The following is a 24,017-nucleotide window of genomic DNA, read 5'->3' as shown; positions in this document are numbered from 1 at the left end:
ATTTCGTGGAAAGCGAGCTGCCAAATCCAGCTCAAAGTGGCACGGATTGGTCCTTAGAGGAGGTCGCCGCGGTCGTCACGGACTACTTCGCCATGTTCGCGGACGAGGTTGCCGGGCGCCCCTACAACAAGCGGGAACACAACCGCGCTCTCCAGGCGGTCACAGGCCGCTCGGCCGGCTCCATTGAGTTCAAGCACCAAAACATCAATGCGGTCCTGGCCGAGCTCGGGTTGCCGTGGCTGCGGGGCCATAAGCCCCGCTTCAACTATCAGGACGCCTTGGTCGCGGAGATCGAAGGACACTTGGCTGGCATACCTGACCTAGACGCCGCGCCCGCGTCGCCACTAATAGCTGTCCGTACGCTGTTCGTGCCGCCGCCGGCGCGTCAGACTGGTCCTCGCAACGCCGCCATGGAACGCCTCGTTCGCAAGTTCGATCCAGCCGGACGGGACGAACGTAACCGTGCGCTGGGCTTTGCTGGCGAGGAGTTCGTGGTCGAGGTTGAGAAGCGTCGTCTCCATGCAGCCGGACGCTCTGACCTGACCAAGAAGGTCGTCTGGGTCGCCCGCGACGAGGGTGACGGTGTGAGTTAAGACGTCAGTTCGATTGATCTGGCGACCGGCCAGAAGCTCCTCATCAAAGTGAAGACGACCCGGGGCGCGAAGACGACGCCGTTTTTCGTGACGCGGAATGAGGAGGCGGTATCCAGGGAGCGGCCGGAAGAGTGGCGGCTATACCGCGTGTTCGAGTTCGCCGTGGCCCCGCGGATCTTCGTTCTGGATCCCCCGCTGAGCCATGGGCGCAACCGTATCGGCGAGGTGCGGCCAAGGTCAACTTTATGTGGCATGACGTTAGGACGTTCTGGCTGCGGGACCGACCATTGCATCGCAACGGTAACTGTGTGGCTACAAGCGGCCGTTTCAGTGGTTTCGGCCTAGAGGCTGTTATGAACTGGCTGCGAGTAGAGCGGCCTTTTTGAGCATGATGCAGACGAAGGCGACGATGTGGAGGTCAGCCAGCGTGCTGGCATAGCGCTCGTAGTCTTTGACGCGCCGGCGGAAGCGGGTGGCCCAGGCAAAGGAGCGTTCCACGACCCAGCGCTTGGGCAGCAGTACGAAGCCGCGCTTGGCCTCCGGCAGCTTCACGACCTCCAGTTCGATGCCGTGCCTGCGCGCGGCTGTGGCTGGCTTCTCGCCGGTGTAGCCCTGATCCACGAACGCGATCTCGACGTGATCGTCGGTGGCCGCCTGCACAGCCTTGGTCAGACGCTCGACCTGGGCGCGGTCATCGGCGTTGGCCGGCGTGACATGCAGGGCCAGGAGGTGGCCGAGCGTGTCCACCGCCATATGCAGCTTCGAGCCCTGCTTGCGCTTGGCCCCATCGTAGCCGGCCCGCTCGCCGCTCTCGGGCGTCGCCCGCAGCGTTCGGCTGTCGAGGATGGCCGCCGACGGCTCCGCCTTGCGCCCGGCCGCCAGGCGCAGCACGGCGCGAAGGTCCTCGGCCAGTTGCTCGAAGCAGCCCGCCTGCAGCCAGCGTTGCGCCTGCTGGTAGACGGCCGCCCAAGGCGGCAGGTCGTGGGGCATCCAGCGCCACGGCGCGCCCGTCTTCACCACGTAGCGCAGCCCGTTGAACACCTCCCGCAACGGATGCGCGCGCTGGCCGGCGTCCTCGCGGACCAGCGTCAGATACGGGGCGACCAATGCCCACTCATCATCGGACACATCAGACGGGTAGGCTTTCCGGGACAGGCTCATCGCCCATCATCTGAGCCTCACAGCTGACAGGTCCATAACAGCCTCTAAGGTCCGCTGATGGCGGATTTCGTTGAAAAACTCCGGGACCCTGCGCCATGCGTCTCCCGACACAGGTTGCTGGAGAACATTTTTCTCATAATAGCGATACGATGCCACGGTGACCGCGTATTATGAGCAATCCTGAGGCAGGATTTTCTCCTGAAAACGCGGCTGGCGGTGCTGCTTCGGGTGGATCCCGAGTTTTTCAACGAAATTGGCGCGTAGCCAACCAGTCGGCATGCTAACTCCTGACCCCTTCCGGACCTTCTGCTCTGTCAGTTGGGATGTCGCCTGAGGAGGAGGAAGCGGACGCAGCCGGCCGCGACCATTTCATCTGTTGCACTGCTTGCGGGCCGGGCGCCGTAGGACATACGGGCTCGACGCGTGGTGACATCACGACACTCCAAACCGACCTAAGCCGCTGCTTTTTGGCCAACTAGGAATGCGATGAAGTCCGCGGAGGGCAGCGGGCGGCTGACGTGGTAGCCCTGCACCTGACTGCACTGTTCCGACGCCACGAACGCGTACTGCTCGGCCGTCTCGACGCCTTCGACTGTGGTCGTCATGCCAAGGCACGAGCCCATGGTGATAATGGCCCGAACGATGGCAGCGCTCTCTGCGTCAGCGGGTAGTTGGCGGACGAACGAGCGGTCGACCTTGATCTTGTTGAAGGGGAACCGGCGCAGGTAGCTCAACGAGGAGTAGCCGGTGCCAAAATCGTCCATGGCAAGGCCGACGCCGGCAGCCTTGAGGCGGGACAACATCATCAGAGTTCGCTCCTCGTCGTCGAACATGACGCCCTCCGTGATCTCGAGTTCCAGCCGACGGGCGGGCAGACCTGTTTCTCGAAGGATGTCCTCGACAGCCTCGGGCAGCCGGTCATCGCGGAACTGGACAGGGGACAGGTTGACCGCGACCTTGATCGCATTCGGCCATCGCGTCGCATCGCTGCACGCGGTTTGCAGTACCCAGGCGCCGAGCGGCATGATGAGGCCCGTCTCCTCGGCGAGCGGGATGAAGTCGGCCGGAGAGACGAGCCCGCGGCGGGGATGGCGCCAGCGGACCAGGGCCTCCGCTGCCGTCACTCGCCCGGAATGCGCATCGACTAGCGGCTGATAATGCAGCTCGAACTCGCCAGCCTTCAAGGCACGGCGCATGTCTGTCTCTAGGGTCCGGCGCGCCTCGACCCGCTCGGCCAAGGCGGGCTCGAAGATCCTGAACCGTGCCTTGCCCTCCGCCTTGGCCTGGTAGAGCGCGAGGTCGGCATTGCGCAGGAGTTGTTCCGGATCGGACCCGTCCTGCGGCGCCAGGGCGACGCCGACGCTGGCGCCGACATTGACCAGTTGCCCGTCCAACAGGAAGGGACGGTCCATCACCTCGACGATGCGCGCGGCCAAGCACTGCGGTCCGCCGCGCTCCTGCACGCTGAGCGCGAGGACAGCGAACTCGTCGCCGCCTAGGCGCCCGACCATGTCGTCTTCGGAGATGACCGACCGCAAGCGTTCCGCGACCTTGCGGAGCAGAGCGTCGCCCATGGCGTGGCCGAGGACGTCGTTGACGAATTTGAACCGGTCCAGATCGAGCATGAGGACGGCAAAGCCTCGCCCACTCTCTCGGAGGACGGCCGCGCGTTGCGCCAGCACGTCGCCGAGGCGGGCTCGGTTCGGGAGCCCTGTGAGAGCATCCGTGAAGGCCAGTGCGCGCATGCGCGCCTCGGTGTGTAGCCGCTCGCGTTGATCGCGGATCGCAACCACGGTCTGGCGCTTACGGCCGAGCAGTACGTCCTTGCGCAGCACGCGCACAGGCAGGGACTGACCGTCGGCGGCGGTTAGTTCAGTGTCACGCTCTTCCTGCTCTGGAAGATCGGCCACCACGAGGCCCGGCAGCAGCGCCGACAGGTGGCGGCCGGTCAGCTCGGCCTGCGTCAGGCCGGACAGCCGTTCGAGGCTGTGGTTGGCGGTCGCGATGACCTCGCCGTTGCAGACCGCAAGGCCTTCCAGAGCTATGTTGGCGAGGTCGCGCAGGCGCTGCTGATCCTGCCGCGCTTGCGCCCGCGCATGCAGGGTCAAGCGCAGACCGACGAAAGCCAGGATCACCAACGCGAGAGAGATGGCCGCGAGGACCGGCGCGATCGTGGCGGGCGCGACGGCGGTCACCGGAAGCGCAACCTCGGGATCGAAGGTCAGGGTTACCGCGGACATGCCGCCGATGTGCAGGACGACGATGGCAGCGATCAGCAGCGGAGCGCCCAATCGGCGCAGGCCGCGGTTGCGTTCACCTGCCAGCACCAGCGCGAGGCCGAACAGTGCGAGACTCATCAGGCAGGATCCGGCAACGAGGGACATGTCCCATGCAACCTGCCCCGTCACTTGGTAGGAGGCTTGGCCGAGATAGTGCAGGGCCGTGATACCGAGGCCGAGAATCAGCCCGGCTGCGAGCCGCCTGAGACGATGCCGCCGGCCGACGACGAGCACCATGCCGAGGCCGATTCCACCGATTCCGGCCAGCAGGGACAAGGTGGTCATGATCGGCTCGAAGCCTGCCGCCATGCCTGGATCGAACGCGAGTAGCGCGATCATGTGGGTCGCCCAGGCAGTGCAGCCGGCGGCGACGATGCTGATGCCGGCCCAGTTGCGGCGTGCCGCACCCTCCGAGCGACCTGCTTGGTTGGCGACGGCGAAGGAGGCGTAGATGCCCGCGACGCAGATAAAACCTGCCACAAGCATCAGCCGAGGGTCGTGCGCCTGCGTAACACAGGTTAGTATTGACTGCATCTCGACCTCCGCTGGAGATAGTGATGGCCTCAGTCTTAAAAGAGAGCCTGTTTCGTTGGTTAAAACTTGCCTCTCTCCAGCACATGATGACGCAGTGAGCTAACTAAGGCTGTTCAGTCTTGATCTATGTATTGTATTAACGATGATGACGCCGCAAAGGGCCATGGCCGCTGCAGGCTGCGGAACAGGTACCCAAATTTGTGCGGTGGCAAACTCACGAGCCTTCGCGCCAATAAGTGACACGCGTCGAGCTGACTCTGGATGTTTTTCGCACAATTTGCTGTGACGCCGACTGCTCCGCATCACTGCCATGCGGCCCTAGGTGTCACTTAGCCAAGCTTCTCCATCTACAAGGACCCGCTCGTTGTCAGCGGAGGGACATCGTTCCCGCGCCTGATCGTACCCATTCTCTGTTTTGAGCAGCGGCCTTAACACAGAGCCGCCCGTCAAAGCGGACCGGCTGTGCATGTTATGATCAAGACCGCCTTCACATCACCGATGCCGCCGAGGCAGAACGAGAGCCGGCGCCTTGCAGCGCTCCATCGTCTCCAGCTGCTCGACACACCGCCCGCTCCGGCCTTCGACCGCATCACTCAGCTTGCTCAGTCGCTGTTCGGTGTCCCGATCGCACTCATCTCGCTCCTTGATGAGGACCGGCAATGGTTCAAGGCCAAATGCGGCCTGAACGTCCCTGGCACACCGCGGGAGCAGGCGTTCTGTAACTACACAATCCTGCACGACAGCGTGTTCGTGGTTTCCGACGCCCGCGCGCATGCTGCTTCGCCTCGAACCCTCTGGTGACCGGGGAGCCGTTCATCCGTTTCTATGCTGGTGCGCCTCTCGTCGTCGCACCGGAAATCAGGATCGGCTCACTGTGCATTATCGACAGACAGCCACGCACCTTCAGCGATGAGGATCGGTGGCTGCTAGCCCGACTGGCTCAAGTTGTTACGGATGAAATCTGGCTGAGAAGTCTTGCATCTGAACAGGGGCGGATGCCGACCGCTTCCCGGCAGCTCGAACGCAGTTCCGCAGTATCTTCTGTGATCACCGGCGTGCAGGTTCGTGCCGCCAGGGCGATGCTCGGTTGGTCCATCGACGAGCTCAGCCTGAAAACCGGTCTTTCAGCAAACACGATCAAGCGAGTAGAGGCCGATGATCAAAGCCGGCCGAGCAGCCGCTCGACGATAACTAAGGTTAAGGAGGTCTTGGAAGGCGAAGGAGTGGTCTTTATCGGCCACGGCGCAGCTGCCCCGGGCGTACAACTTGTGCGAGATCTTGATTAGATCAAAGATCAATTTAGCGGTTAACGAGCTTTTAGGGCCTGATTGCCCATCTTAGGCAACAGCAGACCGCCTGGCGGCAGAGCGGCGCTCCGGTCCCTCACAGGGGCGTGGTTCAATCGAAAACGCCGCTTCTAGGATGGATGCATGTCGCTGTTCTCTCGCGGCGATCATGCCGTGCTGCACGCGGTAGGCTGTGCGCAGGGCATGGTGGAGTTGACGCCGGCCGGCACAGTATCAGGCGCCAACCCGCGCTATCTCAATCTGCTCGGCTATACGCTCGACGAGCTGCATGGCCGCTCGCTCGAAGCCGTTTTAGATCCGCACGAGGCAAGAAGCGGGGACCAGCAGAAACTTTGGGCGGCCGTCGTTCAGGGTGAAGCTCGGACATCATGCTCACGGCACCTCACCAAACATGGCAGCGAGGTCTGGCTGCAAGTCAGCTACTGCCCCGTCCTCGACCGTGCCGGCCGGGTGACGAAGATCATCCAGCTCTCGCTGGATGTCACTGCGCAGCAGCAGCGCAGCGCCGATCAGGCAGCCGTCCTTCAGGCCATCAGCTGCTCGCGGGCCTCGATCGAGTTCGCTCTCGACGGCACCATCCTCACGGCCAACGCCAACTTCCTCAGCACCGTGGGCTACAGCCTAGGAGAGGTCCAGGGCCGGCACCACAGCCTGTTTGTCGACCCGGCTGAGTGTGGAAGCCAAGCCTACCGCGACTTCTGGGCAGCGCTGGCGCGCGGTGAGTTCCAGCGCGCCGAGTACAAGCGCTTCGGCAAGGGCGGACAGGAGATCTGGCTGCAGGCGATCTACAATCCAATCTGCGATAGCCAGGGTAAGCCCTACAAGGTCGTGAAGTTCGCGACCGACGTCACGCAGGACAGGCTGCGCCGCGCAGATGTGGCAGGACAGATTGCGGCCATTAACCGGTCCCAGGGCGTCATCCACTTCGACATGGACGGCACGATCCTCGACGCCAATGAAAACTTCCTCGGCGTCGTCGGCTACCGCCTGGACGAGGTCCGTGGTCAGCACCATCGGACCTTCGTCGAGCCGTCTCACGCCCAGTCAGCGGAGTACCTGCAGCTATGGGAGGCGCTCCGGCGCGGTGAGTACCGTGCGGGCGTGTTCAAGCGCCTTGGCAAGGGCGGACGAGCCGTCTGGATCCAGGCCAGCTACAACCCGATCTTCGATGCGGAGGGTCAGCCGTTCAAGGTCGTGAAGTACGCGACTGACATCACCGCCAAGACGGCGGCTCAGCACGCGGCGACCGGTGCCTCAGGCCGGACGCTGATGAACGTGCAGACCGTCGCCTCGGCAGCGGAGGAACTGAGTGCTTCGATTGGCGAGATCGCCCAGAGCTTGGCTCGCTCGCGCGGCGAGGTGGACGCCATCCACGATCAGACCATCGTGGCGGACCGCTCCACAGCGAAGCTGAAGGACGCCGCCGCGTCGATGAATGGCGTCGTGCAACTCATCCAGGGTGTTGGGCAGCAGATCAATCTGCTGGCCCTCAATGCAACGATCGAGGCGGCGCGGGCTGGCGAAGCCGGGCGCGGCTTTGCCGTGGTTGCCGGCGAGGTGAAGAACTTGTCGAATCAGGTGACGCAGGCGACGAGTCGGATTGCCCAGGACATCCATGGGATGCAGGAGATCGCGGAAGAGGTAGTTGCTGCTCTGCTCTCGATTGTACAAGCGCTTGAGTCGGTACGGGAGACGGTGACCGGTGTGGCGTCGGCGGTGGAGGAGCAAAGCGCCGTCACCCAGGAGATCTCGTCTAGCATGCAGACGGCCGCCCAGGGTGTCAGCGAGATCAACACCAGCCTGCAGGCTCTCACGGGCTGAGGGAGTTTGAGACCAGGAATATGCTTACGGCGCGTTGCGGCCTCTGCCGCGCGCCGTTGAGAGTTCCATATCGGCTGCGAAGGCTCAGAGTGCTAAGACGCCAAGGGGGGCTGTCGCCGGCCCATCGCTCGGCCGCGAGTTTGAACGTTTGGAAGCCACACTTCCGCAGATAAGTCTGCTTACGAAGCAACAGCGGACCTGCCGCCGCACGAGGGCGAAGGTCTGCTGATGGCGCATAGCCGAACCGGCGGCATGCGAACACCTGACCCGTTCTCGACCTTCCATCTCTTCGATCTGAATGGCAGGACGTCGACCTCGGCGGCTGGCTGCTGCGCCCCAGGCTTGGCCTTGCGCATCCCGATGCCGCGCAGCGTGTAGGGCGCCAAGTCGTTGATGCTGTCCACGAGCGCGACCTGCAGGTCGACGGGCGTGAGCTCGTCCCGGCCGACCGGCTCTGTCACGACGGTGATCCTGAAAGCCGTGCCCGGCAGGGTGCCTCAGACCCCTGCACCCGGCGAGCCGCGTCCGAGGGCGACTTTTTCGGGGCCCTGGCTCTCCCCCCGTTACTCCTACGCGCGGCAACGGAGATCCACAGGCAGGCAACGCTTTTCCAAGGACGTGACGCGTCGCGCCTCCGGCCCGGTTTTCCACAGGGGCCAGGAGATCGTTGGCCCTACGCACAGGCCGCCGTTGCGGAGACGTCCGCGACCTGAATCTATGGGGGCGAGAGACGGATGGAGGCGGACATGGCGGGGCACGCACGCGCAGCGACGGGCGAGATCGGCGCGGGGCTGGGCGCAGCCCTGCTGGCCGTCGACGGCGCCCTCCGGCAGGCGCGCGAGCAGCAGGCTTGGGCCCGGGCGGACGCCGCGGCGGAGCAGGCCGTCCACGCCCTGGGCCAGCGCCTCCTGCGGTCGCAGGCGAACGAGCGCGCCCTGATCGCCCGGATCCGGGAGTTGGAGGCCGAGGTCCAGGCGCAGCGCGCCCGAGCCTGCCGGGCGGAGGGCCAGCTCCTCGGGCTCCGGCGCCGGGCCGCGGCCTGACAGGGGACGCAGGTCGGCCTCGCGAGGACGCAGCGGGGCCGCACAGGGCAAGGGACCATCCCAAAGAGAGGGCCCGCCGGCAGGTTCCGGCGGGCCCGTTTACGTCCGGAGGATGTGCGGGGGCTCAGGCGACCCGGCGGCGGTGCTGCCTCTCCACGTGCGCGAGCAGGTCCCGCATCGCCGCGTCCCCGCGCTGGTCCCGGTAGGGCCAGACGTAGGCCGGCTCCGCCTCCTCGTCGGACGCGTCACACTCGGGACGCGTCACGGATTCCTGCGCCGCGTCCGCACGCAGCGGCGGCAGGCCGGGCAGGTCGGCCCCGCCCCCGGCGAAGGCCTGGGCCTCGTGCGGCATGGCCTTGGCCAGGACCGCTAGCTCGTCGCGCCCGAGGCTCGCGAGCCAGACCTGGACCTCATCCGGGAGCGCGGCCACGTCCACGGCCGGGCTGTCGCCGGTGAGGTGCCGGGCGTGCATGACGAGCGCGATGCCCGTGGGATGCAGCGCGCGCGAGCCGCCGACATGCGGCACGGCCGGGGCCGCGGCGGGGGCGGCCGCCGCGCTCGCGTCGAGGTAATCAGCGGCGGTAGCGATCGCGGGCAGCACGGGATCCGGCCGGGCGACCGAGCGGAGGATCCACCGGCCCGCCTCCCAGACGAGGACGGGCACGAGGACGACGGCGCGGAGCGCGGCGGAGAGGACGGCGAGGAGGCGCATTGGACTGATCCTGTGGCTGTGGCCGCCCTCGATGATCACGCCGCCGGCGAAAGGGACAACGTGGCCTGCTCTGGCGCCGGGCCCCGCGGGGCGAACAGCGCGAGGATCAGGCGCGGCGGGAGCTGGCGCTGGTGCACGCGCAGCAGCCTCAGGGCGTGCGAGGTCTGCTCGACGGTGAGCCGGTCGAGGCCGGCGAGGACGTGCCCGTCGCACGTGGTCGCTTTGCTCCACCCGACGCCGTTCTGGAGCGAGGCCCAATCGGCGTCGAACCCGGTGACGTGCCGGACGCCCGCCAGCGCGGCCGCCTGGATCTCGGGATCCTCCGCGCGCGCCATCTCGGGCTCGTGCGCGACGGCGGTCCGCTGCTCCGAGCGGGCGACGTTTCGCCCGGCCTGGTCGACGAGATCGAGGAGCCGGACGGCGTCCGAGCGGTCGAGATCGGGACGGGCGAGGAGCTCCTCCGCCTCCGCGACCAGGGCCGCCTTGGCCCAGGACCAGCGCCGTTCCCGGAGCGAGACCCGGGCCGCGACGCGCGCGGCCTCGATGTAGACCCGCTCCCGCTCCTCGCGCTCGGCCTGCTCGCGCGCCTGCCTCTCACGCCGCTCCTGCTCCAGGCGCGCGGCCTCGACCTGCGCCTGGGCGGCGCGCTCGGGCAACGAATCGATCAGGCGCTGCAAGCTGGCGCGGTCGAGGTCCCGGCGCTCCCAGAACAGAACGCTACCCCTCTCCCAGGCGTAGCCCGCCTCGCTGAACTCGTCGGGCGCGATGTTCCAGGCCCGCTCGAACGCGCGCGTGACGTTCGTCGCCCGGGAGAGCTGGCGCTCGCCCCGGCGCGTGACCACGATCCGCGGCGGCCCCCACCGCAGCCCGAAATAGTCGGGCGGCCCCTCGAAGCCCGGCTCCACCGCGCCCCCGTTCTCGATCCCTTCAGGCATGACGACCTCCTCAAATCCGCTGACCCGCTGCGAGTATAGGGCAGCGCCCGCCACGAACAACGTCCGTATTTCCCCCATGATTTCCCCAACAGGGTGTGGTGGAAAGCGTTGTTGAAATCGTACCTCACTGTTGGATGCAGCAATGGGCGGCTGGCAGGTTGGTTTAGGTGAACAGTGTTCACCTCAAATACTTTTTGAGGCCGCATTCGGGCCCTGGAATTTCGCGAGGGCCTGCCCCATCATCTTATCAGCCGAGGTGCGGAGGGTTTCTGGGGTGGTTGTGGAGCTCACACAGGCGGAGGTGATCGAGCGCCTCAAGAGCAGGGTCGCGGAGCGCGGCTCGCAGCATGCCGTCGCCCTGGAGGCCGGCGTCTCGCCCCAGCACCTCTCGGACGTCCTGCACGGCAAGCGGGACGTGGGCCCGGCGGTGCTGGCCCTGCTGGGGGTCCAGCGGGTCGTGCGATTCGTCGCGGAGGCGCGGTCGTGATCCGGGATCCCGGCGGTCGCCCGCCCTGCCGCATCCCGAGGGCCCGCTGCGAGAGGCACATCGCCGAGGGCCTCACCGTCGCGCAGATCGCCCAGCGCGAGGGCTGGTCTGTCTCGACCGTGCAGCGACACCTCCTCGCGCTGGGCCTCCGGATGCCGTCCCGCGCAGTCGTGCGGATCGAGGACCTCCTCTCCATCGCGGCCGGCCGCGAGACGGTGCGCGACGTCTGCGAGCGCCTCGGCGTCACGCGCGCCGCCGTGCACCAGCGCGCCCATCGCCACGGCATGACCTTCAGCGGCCGCGGCCCCCGCCGCCCGGCCGGGCAGCTCTCCTTCCCCTTCCTCCGCGAGGCCGCGTGATGCCCCATCCCCTCCTCGAAGGGCTCGACGCCCTCGTCGGCGCCCCGCTGCGGGAGCGCCTCGTGAAGGCGCGCGAGCTTGCGCTGGCGGCGTCCGCGGGCGACACGGCGCACCCGGCGCACGTCACCCTGATGGCTCAGCAGGCCCTCGTCGCCGCCGCCATGCGCGCGGCCGTCGAGGCCGTCGTCGCCGCGCTCCCGGAGGCGGCCGCCCCCACCCCGGCGCAGCCCGCGGCGGCCCCCACGCCCCGCCCGGCGCCGATGCGCCCGGTGCCCGCCCCGGGGCCGGCGGCCGCCGCGCCCGCGCCGAGCCGGCTGGGGGCCCTGAGGCGAGCGCCCGTCGAGGACGGCCCGCCCGAGCAGCCCGAGCCCGCCACGGCGAAGCCGGCCTGGCAGCCGCCCCCGCCGCCCAAGCCGCAGCTTGGGTGGCCTACGATCCAACTGCCCGATGACGGCGCGCCGCGGAGGCGCATGCCGATGGGCAAGAAGCTCCCGCACAAGCTGGATAAGGCCCCGCCGCCCTTGGACCCCGACGACGTGCACATCCCCTGGTGACCGACAGGCCCCCGGCGCCGGGCGAGTGGCGCCGCACCCGCAGCAGCCCGATAACCGACAGGACCACTCGAATGCGCATCCCCGACACCACCCCGGCCACCAAGGACATCGCCGAGGCCTTGACGCGCGCCTACTTCACCGGCCGCGACGCAGGGGTCATCGAGGCACGCCTGGGCCACGGCCGCGCCCGCAAGTTCGACCTGGACGGGATCACGGGCGAGTTGCTCGCGAACCTCGACCATGCAGGCTTCGAGATCGTCCGGAAGACGCCCAGGCTGGGCACGGTCGCGACGCTCACCCCTGAGGGCGAGCGGATCGTCCAAGCCATCGCGGCCGGCGATTTCACCGGCATCTCCGACCGCGACTACAGGTCCTTCACGGTGCTCGTCGACCGCGTGCTGGAGGGCGACAGGACGTCGGCGCGGCTCCGTGACCTGGACGCGGCGATCCACCGGGCGGAGCGGTCGCTGTCCCCGGGTGAGGAGCGGCCGCTGCCTGCCGGCGAGGCGGTCCGCTACGACTACGTCCGCGACCCGCACCTGGAGACCCCGCTCCGCGCCGGCGAGGAGCGGCCGCTGCCCCGGGGCGAGGTGGTCACCTCCGACGAGACTGACGCCGACGCGGACGAGATCGACAGGCTGGCCCGCGAGGCGGCGCCGGACGCGGACGGGCCCGCCGACATCGAGGAGCAGGAGGACGGCACGATCCGCGTCACGTCCTGCGGGCTCGCCGAGATCGCCGGCATGAATTACGGGACCGCTGGCTGGTGGTTCCGCATGAACGGCCTCAAGGGGCATGTGGACCTCGACATGATCGAGCAGGTGCTGGCTGGCCAGGAGGAGGGGTGGCAGCTCCACGCCGGCATCGAGTCGACGGAGCTCTCGCTCGCCCTGAAGGGCGTCCGCCATTACCGCGCCGAGCATGCCGGCAAGCGCGCCGCGGCCGCCGACGAGGTCCGCGCCGCCGCCGCCCGCCTGGCCCTGCTCAAGGCGCTGGCGGCGGCCCGGCTCGTCATCCCGCACCGCGAGCTCGTCGAGATCGTCTCGCAGCTCGACACCGGGAGGGCCGCTTGATGCGCGCGCTGCTGCGTCCCGGTGAGAAGCCCGCTCCCGACCTCACCCCGACCGAGGCGGCCGCCGTCCGCCGGGGTGCGTGCCAGGCCGTGCAGGAATCGGAGCTCGCGGACGTCGGGACGCTCGCGCCGGTGGGGGCCGAGCTCCGCGAGCTGGCGAAGCGGATCGACACCATGCACGAGGAGGGCCGGACCGATGGCTAGGCCGTCCTCCCTCACGGCGCGCGCCCGCGAGGCGATCCTCGACGCCTGGGCCACCGGCCGGACCGCGGTCCAGATCGCGGCCACCTTGCGCGTGCCGGCCTGGCAGGTCCGGAACGCCGTCTCGCCCGCCCGGCGCCGGGGCGACCCCCGCGCCGCGCTCCGGAACGCCGGCGCCGCGTGGCGGCCGGAGCCCGTCGTCTACTCCTCGTCCCGCGCCTACCTCGATGCCTCCCTGACGGGGATCCGCCGGCGGACGCAGGAGTGGCAGCAGTCCGAGATGGGACGGAGGATGGCGGCCGTCGCGGTGCCGCCGGCGAAGGCTCCCGATGCGTGACCCTGGCCGCGGCCGTTAACCCGCGGCCAGGGTCGTTTAACGAAAGATTCAGGCGGGGCTGGTAGGACTCCCGGCAGTCTCCGAGGCGACGGCTCTACTCTACTCCACTCATCCTGTAGACCGATCAACCAACGCACACCGTTCATGGCCGAATAACCGGCGCCGGACGGAGACAACGATGGCCCAGGAGCCCTGCCTACACACGCCCGACATCTTCCACGGCCGCACGGTCGCTGAGATCCGTGCCGACGCCGATGCGCGGCCGCGATACCGGCGCTTGCGCTGGGTCCACGCCGTCTTCCCGCCCGAATACAAGGGCGTCGCCGAGGGATCCGAGGACCGGCTGCAGTTGCGCCGGATCGCGTTCGAGGACCATCCGCTCTCCGAGCGGTACGACCTCGATGACCTCGGGGAGGTCTTGGAGGTCTGGGAGATCCTCGCTCGCGCCAGCCCCGAATTCTCGCACGGCGTCGTTCTGCGGACACCGCCCAATCTCAGGGTTTATGGCAACCGGTGGGTGGCCCTCGATGGCCATTGCCACGTCAGCTATGGCCGCATCGGCTGGGCCGTCTGGGACCTGGCATGCAACGGCGGCGTGAGCTACCCGTCGAGCACCGGTTGGATCAGGCCTCCCCGGGAGCCATAGCGGGGGCAAGTTCCTCCGGCCAGGTGTCGCTCAGCGCCATCTGGTCGAGGACCTCGTCGAGCGTCACCGGCCGGAAATCCCAGACGTCCACCCCGACATCGCAGGACCGGCGCGTCCCGGGCAGGCTGCCGTGCGTGTGCCCGTACAGATGCAGGGCGCCATGATGGATCCTGTTCCAGGCCCGCATCGGGTAGTGGCAGAGCGTGACGTCGTACCGATGGCCGCCGGCGTCGACGGCGATCCGGCGCAGGTCCGCCGGCGGCGAGGACCACGGCAGCCGGAGCGTGCGGCGCGGGTCGTGGTTGCCGATGATCAGGTGCTTGCGGCCGCGCAGGCGCCGGAACGGGCGCTCCAGGGCGTCGGCATCGAGCCCCAGGGCGAAATCGCCGAGGACGTAGACGTCGTCCGAGTTGCTCCGGACGGTCTCGTTCCAGCGGACGATCAGGGCCTCGTCATGCTTCGCGATGGAGGCGAACGGCCGGGGTCGGGCGACGGCGCTCGTCAGTAGGGTTGCGTGGCCCAGATGCAAGTCGGCGGTGAAGAAGGTGGTCACGGGCAGCCTCGCGGTTGGAGGCTGCGCGCGCGGCGTCACGCCTCCGTGGGGACGGGATGGGGCGGGAAGGGCGCGGGTTTTCGCATCGGGACCTCGGGCAGGAATCGTCACCCTAGCAGAGGCGGCTTAACGGGACCTTGACGGTTGCGACTGCTCCCTATATATTAGGGAGTGACGGTGGCTGTGCCCCGTCCGAACCCGAGGGAAATCCCCGATGAACACCGCTTCCAAGTACGACCGTTCCGCCATCCTCGGCTACGCCTGGACCCGCGCGCGCGCCGCCGCCGCCGCCGCCGCCGGCGAGAGCGTCCGCCTGCACATCGGCGCCGCGATGCGCGCCGCCTGGTCCGAGGCCAAGGCCGTCGCCGCTGCGGCGATGGTCCCCCAGCCGGCGCAGCAGCAGCAGGCCAACGCGGGCCTGCCCGGCGCCGGCGCCTGCGAGGTGTGCGGCCGCCCGCTCACGGCCCCCGTGTCCATCGAGGCCGGCATCGGGCCCGTGTGCCGGTCGCACGGCCATGCCCGCCGCCAGCTCAGCATCTTCGACAACCGGTCCGACTACCGCGTCGAGCTCGCCGGCGACGTCATCTGCGTCACGGACCTCAACTTGGGCGGCCGCTCCGTCACGAACGACGCCGAGGGCGTCATCCGCGACCTCGCCGAGGCCGGCTACGACCTCGCCCGCATGCCGGTGATCTACCGGGACAGCCAGCGCAACTGGGACGAGCTCGTGGTGAAGGACGGCGTCTTCGCCGGCTTCCGCCACCTCGACACGGCGCGCAAGGAGGCCCTCCGCGCCATCGCCAAGGGCCTCGACGTCCCGCCGCCCGAGATGGTCGAGCAGCCGTGCCAGCAGCATCAGGCCTGCGCGGCGCAGGAGGAGGCGGCCGCCCCCGCCGCCGAGCCCGAGGAGGTCGAGGTCGTGCAGTACGGCCGCGCCGTCTTCACCCGCGGCGGCGACCGCATCACGTTCCGCGGGCAGGTCACGGGCGGCGGCGCGGCCGGCCCCGGCCACGTGGCGGCCTACCGCGCCTACGGCGACAGCGTCCCGGTCCGCATGTTCCAGGACAACCGGTCCGGGTCCCAGCGGTCGGGCTCGTGCACGTGGCGCCTGGAGCCGGACACCGTCTATTGGATCTCGAACGTGGCGATGGATTCGAGGCGGTCCGGGGCGGTCGGCCTGTCGACGCTCGACGGCGGCCTGCGGATCCTGGGCGTCGACGCCTGCGAGGCCGAGCGCCGCCGGGTGTGGCCGCTGCAGGCGGAGGCGCACGACGACGCCCAGGCCCGCCGCCGGGAGGACGAGGCCCGGCGCATCGAGGCCGAGCGCGCCCTGGCGGAGGAGCGCCGCGTGGCCCGCGAGGCCCTCGCGGAGATGAACGCGGAGGCGGCCGCCCGGATCAAGGCCGAGGGCCAGCCCCGCGTCGCGGACCTGCCCAAGCTCACCGGCACCGCCAAGCAGGTCGCCTACGCCCTGCAGATCCGCGACGCCGTCCGCGCCCGGCAGCCGGACTTGCCCGAGCTCCGCACGCAGCGGGCCTCCCGCTACTGGATCGAGAACCACCGCCGGGCGCTGCGCTGAGAGGGGCCCCGGCGATGGCCATGATCCGGTTGAACGGGGTGCGCCTCCCCGTCGTCACCATCGCGGGGCGCCCTTGGGCGCCCCTCCAGGGGGCGCGCCTCCTGGCGAACGACCACGCCCCCCGCCGCCTGCTCGTGGCGGTCCACTACTACGCCGTCACCACGCATCCCCCCGACTGAGAGCCGCTATGCACCTCGACCTCGACGTCGTCACCTCGGTGGCGCGCCTCCTCTACGGCGCCAACTGGCAGCGACCGTTGGCGCGTGGCCTCGGGCCGCTCCACCCCGCCGGGGCGCGCGATTCCATCGACGACCGTCTCGTCCGCCGCTGGGCGGCCGGGCAGAATCTCGTGCCCGGCTGGGTCGGGTCGGCCCTCGTGACGTTGCTGGAAGCGGAGGCCTCCGCCAGCGCCGCCCACGCGCAGGCATGCCGGGAGCGCGCCGAGCGCCTCCGGCTCGCGCTGACGCCGGCGTTCCAGGACGACGAGGACGAGGACGATCTGCGGCCCTAGCGCCGCTGGGCCTCGGCCCGGTCGAGGGCGGCCGCCTCCCGTTCGTAGGCCTCGATCACCGCCGAGACCCAGGCTTCCATGCCCCTGGCCTTCAGGTCGAGGCGCTGGGCCCGGGCGTAGACCTTGCGGGTCACGTCCTCCAACTTGGCGTGCTCCTCGTCCTTCTTGCCCGTCTTGTGCGCCAGGATCGCCGCCGCGGCCCCGCCGAGATCCTCGTCGTCGAGGAACGTCGCGAGGGCGCGCCTGATGTCGTGCGGCACCCACGGCCGGATCCGGTGCCGCTTGAACAGGTCCTCCTTCCGCTCCGTGACCCTGCCGGCGCGGCCGGCCTTCTCCTTGCCCTGCAGGCGCGTGAGGAGCTGGGCCAGCCCCTCGCTCGTGACGTGGCGGCCGCCCTGCCGGGACGGGAAGAGCCACTCGGGATCCCCGTCCTCCTCGAACCGGGCGAGCACGTCCAGCGCCGCCGGCGGCACCGGCAGGGCGTGGGGGCGGCCGCCGGCCTTGCCGCCCTTCATGTCCGTGCCGCTCCACGTCCAGACCTGCCAGCCGGGGCGGTCTGCCATGGGGATGATCCGGTCGAGCCGGGTCGCCGTCAGGGCGCCCGTCCGCTGCGCGGTCAGGACCGCCGCCCACAGGGCCGCCAGCGTCCCCTTGCTCGTCTCCTGCCCGGTCCCGCCGAGCGCCCGGTGCCGCTCGGCCAGCGCCAGGGTGCGCCCGAGCTCGGCCAGCGTGGGCGTGTGCTCCCGGGTGCCGGCGGAATACTGGATCGACCAGCGCTGCCACCAGGGATCCCGTCCCAGCCGGCTCCGGCGCGCGTGGTAGCGCCAGGCCCAATCCAAGGCCGCCTTGCCCTGGTTCACGGTGCGGGCGGCGGACGACGGCGAGGTCGCCTCCGCGATCTCGTCCCGCGCCCGCTCCAGGTCCTCGATGGTCAGCGTCGAGAGCGGCCGCGGCCCCAGGCGCTCCAGGGCCGGGTAGCGGAGGTGGACCGGGTACTGCGCCGCCCAGGCGGGCTTGAGCGTGGGGAGCTTCACCGCGAGGAACTCCTCGATCAGGTCGGCCCACGTCCACGGCCCGTGCCGGCGCCGGTGCGCGTCGGAGGGCATCGCCACCTCCTCGGCGAACGCCGCCTCGGCCGCCAGCGCGACGTCGTCGGTCCGCTCCAGGGCCCGCGAGAAGATGTCGAGGTCCTCGCCGGGGTGGCGCCCGTCCTTCAGTGCCAGGCGCGAGCGCAGCGCCGCCTCGCGGGCCGCCGCCACCGGCAGGGCGTCCATGTCGCCGAGGCGGACGGTCGTCTTCTCCGTCTTCAGGAGCCAGGCGGCGGAGAGCGGCGTCACCCGCAGGATGAGCCCCGGGCAGCCGGCGTCGGCGTATTCGAGGCCGCGCCCTTCCACCTTGCCGGCGGCGATCAGGGCGGCCGCCTTGCGGGTGTGGTCCGCCGTGATCCGGACGCGCTCGCGCAGGTACGTGCCCCGGGATCTCTTCGCCTTCGCCATGCCCTGCCTCAGCCGTGGATGCCAGGGTGGATACCAGCCGGTCCCGGAACCGCTGGCAAGGGGGCGATGTACGAAGGCTTGGGCTAAACCACTGAAAATGCTATGCCAGGGTAAATATAGATGCGGCCCCGGCGCCGCGAATCTGTTGTTCGTTCAGCTTCCCAAGCTGAATGTCGTCGGTTCGATCCCGATCGCCCGCTCCACCTTAACCCCTTACCTTTGCAGGGTTTTCCTGGCGGTTTGGTAGCGTTGAGGTCAGCATAAATCCTAGCCTGGATCGGCTCGAATCGGCTGACGTCGGCCCGAAATCCACACTGGATTCCACACCAACGCTTCGCCGCAGATCATCCTCCTTCGCCTCACCGTGGGAGAGCAACACGATCAGATTACCTGTCACCGAGCCGGGGCAGCCCCCAGATCAGGCGACCTATCATCAGCCCGCTTCGTCGAGCAGTCAGAGCCGCCATTACCATCCAGCCCACTGCCAGCCAGACAGCTTGAAGCAGCAGACCGACTGCTTCCCCGAGAACCAGAGCAGCCGATCCCAGCAGCTTGAGTGCTGCCCGAGTCCTGCCGCCCATGACCTCTGCCAAACGCCGGGCTCGTCCGAGTTCTCCGGCATCCCGCACGACACCAAGGGCCTGAGCAGCGCCGCGCTGACCAAGGCGGGCTTCGAGCGCGACCACATCATCACCCATCGCGGAGATCGTGCGAACCGCGCCTGGACGAAGCGCCCTCGAAGCAGCCTGTCGAGCCGCCGGTAGATTGAAGGCGCGCGCAGCCGCGACCGCTTCCTTCAGGGCGACCGTGTCCAAGGCCGACGTCGCCATTCCAGCGACCTTCCCGGCTAGTTCACGCGACAGCAGACCCGCGCGGCGAGCAGCCTTCAACAGGCCCAAACCTCGGGCGACTGGCACTCTGGCCGCGATGCTGCCGCCACCACTTGGCAAGAGGGAGGCGACCGTGAAGCCGGTCAACGCGAGGCCAGCCGTTGAGAGACCGAGGATGACCCTGTCGTAGGGTTCGCCTTGGACCAGCTTGTTGCCTTCTTGCCAGAGGTCGCGCACATCGCTGATGCCTACAGCGTCAACGGTGAATGAAGCCGCCGTCCCCAACCATGTGTTGGCTGCATCAGAGGTGACTCCACCGAGGGAATCCTGGTCCGCGTGAACTTCAGGGGTGGCCGCCGAACTCGTGACTCGTTCCTGCCGCTCGGCATCGACCTTCAAGCCATGGGCGTCGGCGAGATCGAGGAAGCTACGAGCGAGATCGCCGTCGCCCTTGCTCAGGGCATCGTCGATTTCGGAGGCAATCCGCTGCTCGGTAGCGACTGCTGGCAGGCGGAGTTCTGCCAGCCGGGCTGGGTCGTCAGCGGCTTGTAGAATGCCAACGCTGGCGGCGGCCTTCGGCAGGATCATTGCGCCGCTCACAACCACGGCGACCATGAGGGCGACTGTCACCCAAAGCCGTAGAGGTCCCGATTTGACGACGGCCACTCGACTGGTCCTGCTCGCAGCGCGTTCAGCGCATGCATGTAATCGCACCCGATGGGTGCCACCAACCGCAAAAGCGGAGACGGTGAGAAGCGGTGCCAGTGCGACAAAGCGGCGAGGTCGCACAGCCGGAACTGCCCGCATCTGGCACCGTTGGAACCCCAAATCGCACTCGTGAAGGAGACTTCATGCGTAAGGGTCATCTCGTTCTTGGCCTGCTGCCGGTTTCACGGACACCCTGTTTAGGTGTGAAGGTGAAGCCGGAGGTGTGGCCTGCTGCCGGTTTCACGGACACCCTGTTTAGGTGTGAAGGTGAAGCCGGAGGTGCTCCATGCAGCGTCGCAAGTTCGGACGTGAGTTCAAGATCGAGGCGGTTCGACTGATTCGGGAACGTGGTGTCAGTGTCGCGCAGGCCGCGCGCGATCTCGATGTTCACGAGACGATGCTGCACCGGTGGGTGAGGCAGGCGGCGGCCGATCCCCAACACGCTTTTCCCGGTCAGGGGCAGATGAAGCCCGAGCAGATCGAGATCGACCGGCTGCGCAAGGAGGTCGCTCGTCTAAAAGCGGAGCGTGACATCCTAAAAAAGGCCGCCGCATACTTTGCGAGGGACGCGATATGAAGTTCGCGTTCATCGCAAAGCATCGTGCTGTCTGGCCAGTTGCCTGGATGTGCGCGGCGCTGGGTGTCTCGCGCTCCGGCTTCCACGCTTGGCTCACCCGGCAGCCTAGCCGACGCACACGGGACGACGAAGCTATCCTGAGCAAGGCCCACGCGAGCTTCGTGGCCAGCGACCGCACCTACGGCGCGAGGCGCGTCTGGCGCGATGTGCTCGCCCAGGGCGTGTCATGCGGGCTGCACCGCATCGAGCGGATCATGCGCGAGAATGCCTTGCGAGCGCGACCGCGCCGACGGGGCCTGCCAAAGGACGAAGGTGAGCGGGCCGCTGCCTCGCCCAATCTCCTGGAGCGGCGGTTCGCGGCCGACGCTCCGAACCGGAAGTGGATCGCCGACTTCACGTATATCTGGACCGCCGAGGGCTGGCTCTACGTCGCCGCCGTCATCGATCTGTTCTCGCGCCGTGTCGTGGGCTGGTCGATGCAGGCCAGTATGACGGCTCAACTCGTGACAGATGCGCTCGTCATGGCGATCTGGCGCAGAGGCAAGCCGGATGCCTTGCTGCATCACTCGGACCAGGGCTCGCAATACACGAGCGAAGCCTTCCAGCGTCAAATGACCGAGCACGGCGTGACCTGCTCGATGAGCCGTTCGGGCAACGTCTGGGACAACGCGGCAATGGAGAGCTTCTTCTCCTCGCTGAAGACCGAGCGCACCGCCCGACGGACCTACCGGACGCGGGATGAAGCCCGTGCAGACGTGTTCGATTCCATCGAGCGCTTCTACAACCTGGCGCGGCGGCACTCGACCTTGGGCTACCTCAGCCCCGTCGAGTTCGAAAACCGAACCCAATTAGCTTAGGACGGTATCCAACAAACCGGCAGCAGGCCACCTTCGGCGGATTCGTCCGATGCTGCAGGATCGCCCGTGCAGCCGCTTGTGAGACCAGAGCGGATGTTCGGTGTAACCGGCCCAGGGCCCGCTCACGGCGCATTGCCGACCGACAAGTGTTGGGCGGTCTCCGGCCGCCCGCCGCGGCGCGGAGAATTTTCGTTGCGAGCCCGTGGAGTAACGAGGGAGCGGTTTGGCCGTGCCCCAGGGCGACCCGGACCCGTCCGTCCGCATTCCTCGCCCAGGGATTGGCTAAGAACCTATCTCGCTAGGCGCTGAGGCTCGGCGCCCTAGTTTGTCGGGATGACCGAGCCTCGCAAGCGCCGCCCGAGCAAGCCGTCAGTTCTGGACGACGGCTATCGCCTGCCCGACGATCTGTGGGCGCGGATGGAGCGCTTGCTGCCTCCACGTCCGCCTCATCCTCTGGGCTGTCACAACCCGCGGACGCCCGATCGCAAGGCGATGGACGCGATCCTGTTCGTGCTGCGCACCGGATGCCAGTGGAACGCCCTGACCGCCACCGGGATCTGCACCTCTTCCTCGGCCCATCGCCGGTTCCAGGAGTGGACGCAGGCCGGGGTGTTCGAGGCGTTCTGGCGGGAGGGCCTGCTGGCCTACGACGATCTGGTCGGGATCGACTGGACGTGGTTGTCGCTGGATGCAGCCATGGGCAAGGCGCCCCTGGGTGGGGGAAAAAACCGGCCCCAACCCGACCGACCGCGGCAAGCGCGGGGTCAAGCGCTCGGTGCTCACTGACGGACGCGGCGTCCCGATCAGCGTCGTCATCGCGGGCGCCAACGTCAACGACCATCTTCTCATGGGTGAGACCTTGGACGCCGTACCCGTCGCCCGGCCCAAACCGACCAGACGCTCGCCCCTGCACCTGTGCCTCGACAAGGGATACGACTACGCCACCTCCCGGACCTTGGTCGAGGAGCGCGGCTTCACCCTCCACCTGCGCCGCCGAGGCGAGGAGATCCACGCCAAACGCCACCGCGGGGCCAAGGCGCGCAGATGGGTCGTCGAGCGCGCCCACGCTTGGCTCAACCGCTTCCGTGGCATCCTCATCCGCTGGCCCAAAAAGCCCCGGAACTACCGAGCCCTCGTCCACTTCGCCTGCGGGATCATCGCCGCTCAACAAACCCTACCGGAATAGGTTCTAACCCTGCCCACAGGCGCAGCTGGACAGCGACCCAGCGAGCTGAATCTATGGCCTTCTTAGAGTCTGTTTGAGGAGCGGTCTCAGGCTGGATTGTGGAGGGCGCTGACGGCCCTGAGGCAGGCGACACAGGTGAGGCGACCGGTGGCGACGTCGAGGCGCCCGGCGCGCTCGCGCAGCAGGCCGCCCCAATGGCTGAGCCAGCCGAAGGTGCGCTCGACACCCCAGCGCCGCTCCAGCACGACGAAGCCCTTCTGATCCGGGTCCTTCTCGACCACGTGGTGGCGCATGCCATGCAGATGGCACCAGTCCCGGCAGCGCTCGGCCGTGAAGGCGCCGTCGAGGATGGCCAGGCGCAGGCTCGGCCACCGTTCCTTACCTTCATCGAGGGCCGTCAACGTGTCGCGATCCTGAACGTTGGCGGGCACGATGGCGAGCGCCAGGATGTGACCTTCGGCATCGACCAGCGCCACGCGCTTGCGCCCGACCAGCTTCTTGGCCCCGTCATAGCCGCGCGGCCCGCGCACCCCAAGGCACTTGACGCTTTGCGTGTCGATGATGGCGAGGCGCGGCGTCGCACGACGGCCGCAGCGGCGACGCTGTCGGCGCGCCAGAGCGCGCATCAGGCTCTCGAACAGCCCCTTCTCGATCCAGCGTCGGAACCAGCCGTAGACCGTGCGCCAGGGCGGAAAGCCGGCCGGCAGCCTCCGCCATGCGCCGCCGACCCGCAAGTGCCAGGCAATCGCCGCCGCCACCAACCGCACCGGCCGTGCGTTCGGGCTGCCCGGCGGATCGGCCCGCTCCAGAAAGCAGGCGACCTCGTCCAGGCCCGCCTGCAGCACCATGTCCTTTAGGCGCGCCTCATGACGCGTCCGATCTCGATCCGTCCACATCTGCTCTCCACTCCGCCCCGCCAGGCGGAATTTGTCTCGGCACACGAGACAGATGGGGACGGTCGGCAGAGGATCTCAAATAGGCCCTCAGTGAGCTACACCACGCCAAGGGACACGACCGCAAAATCTCTCCTCCACATCCCCACCGTGGCAGAGCCCAGGGCATCGTCCCGAAAGCCGTCGGTCAGCTTTCGGGACGATGCTCTATCCCGGCTCGCGGGTCAGGGCATCGAGGGCTTGGGCAAGACCGCGGAACGACAATGGGATCGTGATCTCCTGGCCGCCCGCGTTCTTGAACGCTATCCGTCCCGACCCGGCCGCTCCGCGCCAGCGTCGGAGCGGCTCTTCCTTGAGGGCCGCATCCGCCACGCAGACGCCGGGCAGGCAGCGCCGCCACGCCAGTTCGACCCCCGCTGCATCCTTGTCGTCCATCAGCACGCGCACGCTGCTGGGGAAGGCGACATTGGGCGGCAGCAGGATCGTGATCTGCAGCGGCTGACCGGCGCCGACCCGCCCGACCGCGATCTGCGCGATCGGCTGGGTCTGCCCCTGGACCTGCATCGATTGCGCGACTTCGCAGACCCGTACCGGCTTCTCGGCCGAGCCGCCGCGCTGGCACCGCATCACCCAGTCGCCGTAGCTCGCCGAGGTCGTGCCGGGCTCCGCGGGCACGGGCGGTGCCGTGGGTGCCGCCTGCGCCAGGCGCGGACCGGAGACGAGGAACGCCGCAGCCGGGGCGCCGGCTGCGAGGATCAGGGCCGCCTTCTTCGTTGACCGCATCGT

Annotated in this window: 27 protein-coding genes and 1 pseudogene; 18 read left to right on the top strand and 10 right to left on the bottom strand. The window is 68.4% G+C overall.

Annotated features, from left to right (window positions below):
- Positions 1-5 precede the first annotated feature (5 nt).
- Together LPC10_RS08445 and LPC10_RS08440 are read left to right on the top strand one after the other, a co-directional pair.
- Positions 6-593: a hypothetical protein gene (locus LPC10_RS08445; protein WP_231346291.1), complete on the top strand. Its 588-nt coding sequence runs from the start codon at positions 6-8 to the stop codon at positions 591-593.
- 48 nt (positions 594-641) lie between these two features.
- Complete coding sequence (locus tag LPC10_RS08440) at positions 642-938, top strand: protein NO VEIN domain-containing protein (RefSeq protein WP_231346290.1); 297 nt, start codon at positions 642-644, stop codon at positions 936-938.
- A 6-nt stretch (positions 939-944) separates the two neighbouring features.
- Here LPC10_RS08440 and LPC10_RS08435 read toward each other — a convergent pair whose 3' ends face one another.
- Together LPC10_RS08435 and LPC10_RS08430 are read right to left on the bottom strand one after the other, a co-directional pair.
- Complete coding sequence (locus LPC10_RS08435; protein WP_231346289.1) at positions 945-1,754, bottom strand: IS5 family transposase; 810 nt, start codon at positions 1,752-1,754, stop codon at positions 945-947.
- A gap of 452 nt (positions 1,755-2,206) precedes the next feature.
- On the bottom strand, positions 2,207-4,519 hold the full coding sequence (locus LPC10_RS08430) for a bifunctional diguanylate cyclase/phosphodiesterase (RefSeq protein ID WP_231346288.1): 2,313 nt from the start codon (positions 4,517-4,519) through the stop codon (positions 2,207-2,209).
- A gap of 519 nt (positions 4,520-5,038) precedes the next feature.
- Here LPC10_RS08430 and LPC10_RS08425 point away from each other — a divergent pair.
- The 3 genes and pseudogenes from LPC10_RS08425 to LPC10_RS08415 form a co-directional block, all read left to right on the top strand.
- Positions 5,039-5,457, top strand: a pseudogene (locus LPC10_RS08425) (GAF domain-containing protein); the annotation flags it as partial.
- A gap of 105 nt (positions 5,458-5,562) precedes the next feature.
- The gene (locus LPC10_RS25680) at positions 5,563-5,853 is read left to right on the top strand and encodes a multiprotein-bridging factor 1 family protein (RefSeq protein WP_370644719.1); all 291 of its coding nucleotides are present in this window, start codon (positions 5,563-5,565) and stop codon (positions 5,851-5,853) included.
- Positions 5,854-5,997: 144 nt separating this feature from the next.
- Positions 5,998-7,695: a PAS domain-containing methyl-accepting chemotaxis protein gene (locus tag LPC10_RS08415; protein WP_231346285.1), complete on the top strand. Its 1,698-nt coding sequence runs from the start codon at positions 5,998-6,000 to the stop codon at positions 7,693-7,695.
- A 179-nt stretch (positions 7,696-7,874) separates the two neighbouring features.
- Here LPC10_RS08415 and LPC10_RS08410 read toward each other — a convergent pair whose 3' ends face one another.
- Entirely contained in the window at positions 7,875-8,156 is a 282-nt protein-coding gene (locus LPC10_RS08410) for a hypothetical protein (RefSeq protein WP_231346284.1), read from the bottom strand.
- A gap of 285 nt (positions 8,157-8,441) precedes the next feature.
- Here LPC10_RS08410 and LPC10_RS08405 point away from each other — a divergent pair, with 285 nt between their 5' ends.
- Positions 8,442-8,738: a hypothetical protein gene (locus LPC10_RS08405; protein ID WP_231346283.1), complete on the top strand. Its 297-nt coding sequence runs from the start codon at positions 8,442-8,444 to the stop codon at positions 8,736-8,738.
- A gap of 124 nt (positions 8,739-8,862) precedes the next feature.
- On the opposite strand, the gene LPC10_RS08400 is transcribed toward LPC10_RS08405, so the two are convergent.
- Together LPC10_RS08400 and LPC10_RS08395 are read right to left on the bottom strand one after the other, a co-directional pair.
- A complete protein-coding gene (locus LPC10_RS08400; RefSeq protein WP_231346282.1) occupies positions 8,863-9,450 on the bottom strand; it encodes a hypothetical protein in 588 nt (195 codons plus the stop codon).
- Positions 9,451-9,485: 35 nt separating this feature from the next.
- Positions 9,486-10,385, bottom strand: coding sequence for a hypothetical protein (locus LPC10_RS08395; RefSeq protein ID WP_231346281.1), 900 nt, complete (start codon positions 10,383-10,385; stop codon positions 9,486-9,488).
- 274 nt (positions 10,386-10,659) lie between these two features.
- Here LPC10_RS08395 and LPC10_RS08390 point away from each other — a divergent pair, with 274 nt between their 5' ends.
- The 7 genes from LPC10_RS08390 to LPC10_RS08360 all read left to right on the top strand — a co-directional run bounded on the left by LPC10_RS08390 (position 10,660) and on the right by LPC10_RS08360 (position 14,041).
- Positions 10,660-10,872: a helix-turn-helix transcriptional regulator gene (locus tag LPC10_RS08390; protein WP_231346280.1), complete on the top strand. Its 213-nt coding sequence runs from the start codon at positions 10,660-10,662 to the stop codon at positions 10,870-10,872.
- Positions 10,869-11,231, top strand: coding sequence for a hypothetical protein (locus tag LPC10_RS08385; RefSeq protein WP_231346279.1), 363 nt, complete (start codon positions 10,869-10,871; stop codon positions 11,229-11,231). The genes LPC10_RS08390 and LPC10_RS08385 overlap by 4 nt, the downstream gene beginning before the upstream one ends.
- Positions 11,231-11,785: a hypothetical protein gene (locus tag LPC10_RS08380; protein WP_231346278.1), complete on the top strand. Its 555-nt coding sequence runs from the start codon at positions 11,231-11,233 to the stop codon at positions 11,783-11,785. The genes LPC10_RS08385 and LPC10_RS08380 overlap by 1 nt, the downstream gene beginning before the upstream one ends.
- Positions 11,786-11,856: 71 nt before the next feature.
- The gene (locus LPC10_RS08375) at positions 11,857-12,858 is read left to right on the top strand and encodes a hypothetical protein (protein ID WP_231346277.1); all 1,002 of its coding nucleotides are present in this window, start codon (positions 11,857-11,859) and stop codon (positions 12,856-12,858) included.
- Positions 12,858-13,061 (top strand): hypothetical protein, encoded by a 204-nt coding sequence (locus tag LPC10_RS08370; protein ID WP_231346276.1) that lies wholly within the window; start codon positions 12,858-12,860, stop codon positions 13,059-13,061. The genes LPC10_RS08375 and LPC10_RS08370 overlap by 1 nt, the downstream gene beginning before the upstream one ends.
- On the top strand, positions 13,054-13,395 hold the full coding sequence (locus LPC10_RS08365) for a hypothetical protein (RefSeq protein WP_231346275.1): 342 nt from the start codon (positions 13,054-13,056) through the stop codon (positions 13,393-13,395). Before LPC10_RS08370 ends, LPC10_RS08365 begins: the two co-directional genes overlap by 8 nt.
- 178 nt (positions 13,396-13,573) lie before the next feature.
- Positions 13,574-14,041 carry a hypothetical protein gene (locus LPC10_RS08360; RefSeq protein ID WP_231346274.1) on the top strand — a complete coding sequence of 156 codons (468 nt, stop codon included), beginning with the start codon at positions 13,574-13,576 and terminating at the stop codon, positions 14,039-14,041.
- Here the strand turns inward: LPC10_RS08360 and LPC10_RS08355 are convergent.
- On the bottom strand, positions 14,019-14,594 hold the full coding sequence (locus tag LPC10_RS08355) for a metallophosphoesterase (protein ID WP_370644683.1): 576 nt from the start codon (positions 14,592-14,594) through the stop codon (positions 14,019-14,021). The two genes, LPC10_RS08360 and LPC10_RS08355, sit on opposite strands and share 23 nt — an antisense overlap.
- Before the next feature lie 214 nt (positions 14,595-14,808).
- Here LPC10_RS08355 and LPC10_RS08350 point away from each other — a divergent pair, with 214 nt between their 5' ends.
- The 3 genes from LPC10_RS08350 to LPC10_RS08340 are packed head-to-tail and all read left to right on the top strand — an operon-like array spanning position 14,809 to position 16,684.
- Positions 14,809-16,173, top strand: coding sequence for a DUF6011 domain-containing protein (locus LPC10_RS08350; RefSeq protein WP_231346273.1), 1,365 nt, complete (start codon positions 14,809-14,811; stop codon positions 16,171-16,173).
- Between the two features lie 20 nt (positions 16,174-16,193).
- Positions 16,194-16,352: a hypothetical protein gene (locus LPC10_RS08345; RefSeq protein ID WP_231346272.1), complete on the top strand. Its 159-nt coding sequence runs from the start codon at positions 16,194-16,196 to the stop codon at positions 16,350-16,352.
- An 8-nt stretch (positions 16,353-16,360) separates the two neighbouring features.
- Positions 16,361-16,684 carry a hypothetical protein gene (locus tag LPC10_RS08340; RefSeq protein ID WP_231346271.1) on the top strand — a complete coding sequence of 108 codons (324 nt, stop codon included), beginning with the start codon at positions 16,361-16,363 and terminating at the stop codon, positions 16,682-16,684.
- Here the strand turns inward: LPC10_RS08340 and LPC10_RS08335 are convergent.
- Positions 16,681-18,180, bottom strand: a complete 1,500-nt coding sequence (locus LPC10_RS08335) for an integrase arm-type DNA-binding domain-containing protein (protein WP_231346270.1) — start codon at positions 18,178-18,180, stop codon at positions 16,681-16,683. The two genes, LPC10_RS08340 and LPC10_RS08335, sit on opposite strands and share 4 nt — an antisense overlap.
- A gap of 386 nt (positions 18,181-18,566) precedes the next feature.
- Positions 18,567-19,625, bottom strand: coding sequence for a hypothetical protein (locus tag LPC10_RS08330; protein ID WP_231346269.1), 1,059 nt, complete (start codon positions 19,623-19,625; stop codon positions 18,567-18,569).
- A 379-nt stretch (positions 19,626-20,004) separates the two neighbouring features.
- Here LPC10_RS08330 and LPC10_RS08325 point away from each other — a divergent pair.
- Both LPC10_RS08325 and LPC10_RS08320 read left to right on the top strand, forming a co-directional pair.
- Positions 20,005-21,152 (top strand): IS3-like element ISMch5 family transposase gene (locus LPC10_RS08325; protein ID WP_231343685.1). Its coding sequence is split into 2 segments (ribosomal slippage): positions 20,005-20,254 and positions 20,254-21,152, totalling 1,149 coding nucleotides; the frame shifts between segments, so codons are not numbered across the junction.
- A 417-nt stretch (positions 21,153-21,569) separates the two neighbouring features.
- A protein-coding gene (locus LPC10_RS08320; RefSeq protein ID WP_231346938.1) for an IS5 family transposase occupies positions 21,570-22,338 on the top strand; the annotation gives its coding sequence in 2 pieces (ribosomal slippage) (positions 21,570-21,866 and positions 21,868-22,338; 768 coding nt in all).
- Between the two features lie 86 nt (positions 22,339-22,424).
- Here LPC10_RS08320 and LPC10_RS08315 read toward each other — a convergent pair.
- Both LPC10_RS08315 and LPC10_RS08310 read right to left on the bottom strand, forming a co-directional pair.
- Positions 22,425-23,234: an IS5 family transposase gene (locus tag LPC10_RS08315; RefSeq protein ID WP_231343882.1), complete on the bottom strand. Its 810-nt coding sequence runs from the start codon at positions 23,232-23,234 to the stop codon at positions 22,425-22,427.
- A gap of 204 nt (positions 23,235-23,438) precedes the next feature.
- Positions 23,439-24,014: an invasion associated locus B family protein gene (locus tag LPC10_RS08310; RefSeq protein WP_231346268.1), complete on the bottom strand. Its 576-nt coding sequence runs from the start codon at positions 24,012-24,014 to the stop codon at positions 23,439-23,441.
- Positions 24,015-24,017 lie beyond the last annotated feature (3 nt).

The organism is Methylorubrum sp. B1-46 (assembly GCF_021117295.1).
Taxonomy (GTDB): Bacteria; Pseudomonadota; Alphaproteobacteria; order Rhizobiales; family Beijerinckiaceae; genus Methylobacterium.
Note: the sequence above shows the minus strand (reverse complement) of the source record. Positions and strands in the feature narration are given on the sequence as shown.

What these genes read in the sequence shown, in the direction of transcription:
- LPC10_RS08330 (WP_231346269.1), bottom strand. Translation starts at nt 19,625, where the DNA reads ATGGTCGCCGTGGTTGTGAGCGGCGCAATGATCCTGCCGAAGGCCGCC.
- LPC10_RS08310 (WP_231346268.1), bottom strand. Translation starts at nt 24,014, where the DNA reads ATGCGGTCAACGAAGAAGGCGGCCCTGATCCTCGCAGCCGGCGCCCCG.
- LPC10_RS08335 (WP_231346270.1), bottom strand. Translation starts at nt 18,180, where the DNA reads ATGGCGAAGGCGAAGAGATCCCGGGGCACGTACCTGCGCGAGCGCGTC.
- LPC10_RS08430 (WP_231346288.1), bottom strand. Translation starts at nt 4,519, where the DNA reads ATGCTTGTGGCAGGTTTTATCTGCGTCGCGGGCATCTACGCCTCCTTC.
- LPC10_RS08345 (WP_231346272.1), top strand. Translation starts at nt 16,194, where the DNA reads ATGATCCGGTTGAACGGGGTGCGCCTCCCCGTCGTCACCATCGCGGGG.
- LPC10_RS08380 (WP_231346278.1), top strand. Translation starts at nt 11,231, where the DNA reads ATGCCCCATCCCCTCCTCGAAGGGCTCGACGCCCTCGTCGGCGCCCCG.
- LPC10_RS08370 (WP_231346276.1), top strand. Translation starts at nt 12,858, where the DNA reads ATGCGCGCGCTGCTGCGTCCCGGTGAGAAGCCCGCTCCCGACCTCACC.
- LPC10_RS08340 (WP_231346271.1), top strand. Translation starts at nt 16,361, where the DNA reads ATGCACCTCGACCTCGACGTCGTCACCTCGGTGGCGCGCCTCCTCTAC.
- LPC10_RS08365 (WP_231346275.1), top strand. Translation starts at nt 13,054, where the DNA reads ATGGCTAGGCCGTCCTCCCTCACGGCGCGCGCCCGCGAGGCGATCCTC.
- LPC10_RS08405 (WP_231346283.1), top strand. Translation starts at nt 8,442, where the DNA reads ATGGCGGGGCACGCACGCGCAGCGACGGGCGAGATCGGCGCGGGGCTG.
- LPC10_RS08395 (WP_231346281.1), bottom strand. Translation starts at nt 10,385, where the DNA reads ATGCCTGAAGGGATCGAGAACGGGGGCGCGGTGGAGCCGGGCTTCGAG.
- LPC10_RS08375 (WP_231346277.1), top strand. Translation starts at nt 11,857, where the DNA reads ATGCGCATCCCCGACACCACCCCGGCCACCAAGGACATCGCCGAGGCC.
- LPC10_RS08435 (WP_231346289.1), bottom strand. Translation starts at nt 1,754, where the DNA reads ATGAGCCTGTCCCGGAAAGCCTACCCGTCTGATGTGTCCGATGATGAG.
- LPC10_RS08400 (WP_231346282.1), bottom strand. Translation starts at nt 9,450, where the DNA reads ATGCGCCTCCTCGCCGTCCTCTCCGCCGCGCTCCGCGCCGTCGTCCTC.
- LPC10_RS08315 (WP_231343882.1), bottom strand. Translation starts at nt 23,234, where the DNA reads ATGTGGACGGATCGAGATCGGACGCGTCATGAGGCGCGCCTAAAGGAC.
- LPC10_RS08360 (WP_231346274.1), top strand. Translation starts at nt 13,574, where the DNA reads ATGGCCCAGGAGCCCTGCCTACACACGCCCGACATCTTCCACGGCCGC.
- LPC10_RS25680 (WP_370644719.1), top strand. Translation starts at nt 5,563, where the DNA reads ATGCCGACCGCTTCCCGGCAGCTCGAACGCAGTTCCGCAGTATCTTCT.
- LPC10_RS08415 (WP_231346285.1), top strand. Translation starts at nt 5,998, where the DNA reads ATGTCGCTGTTCTCTCGCGGCGATCATGCCGTGCTGCACGCGGTAGGC.
- LPC10_RS08350 (WP_231346273.1), top strand. Translation starts at nt 14,809, where the DNA reads ATGAACACCGCTTCCAAGTACGACCGTTCCGCCATCCTCGGCTACGCC.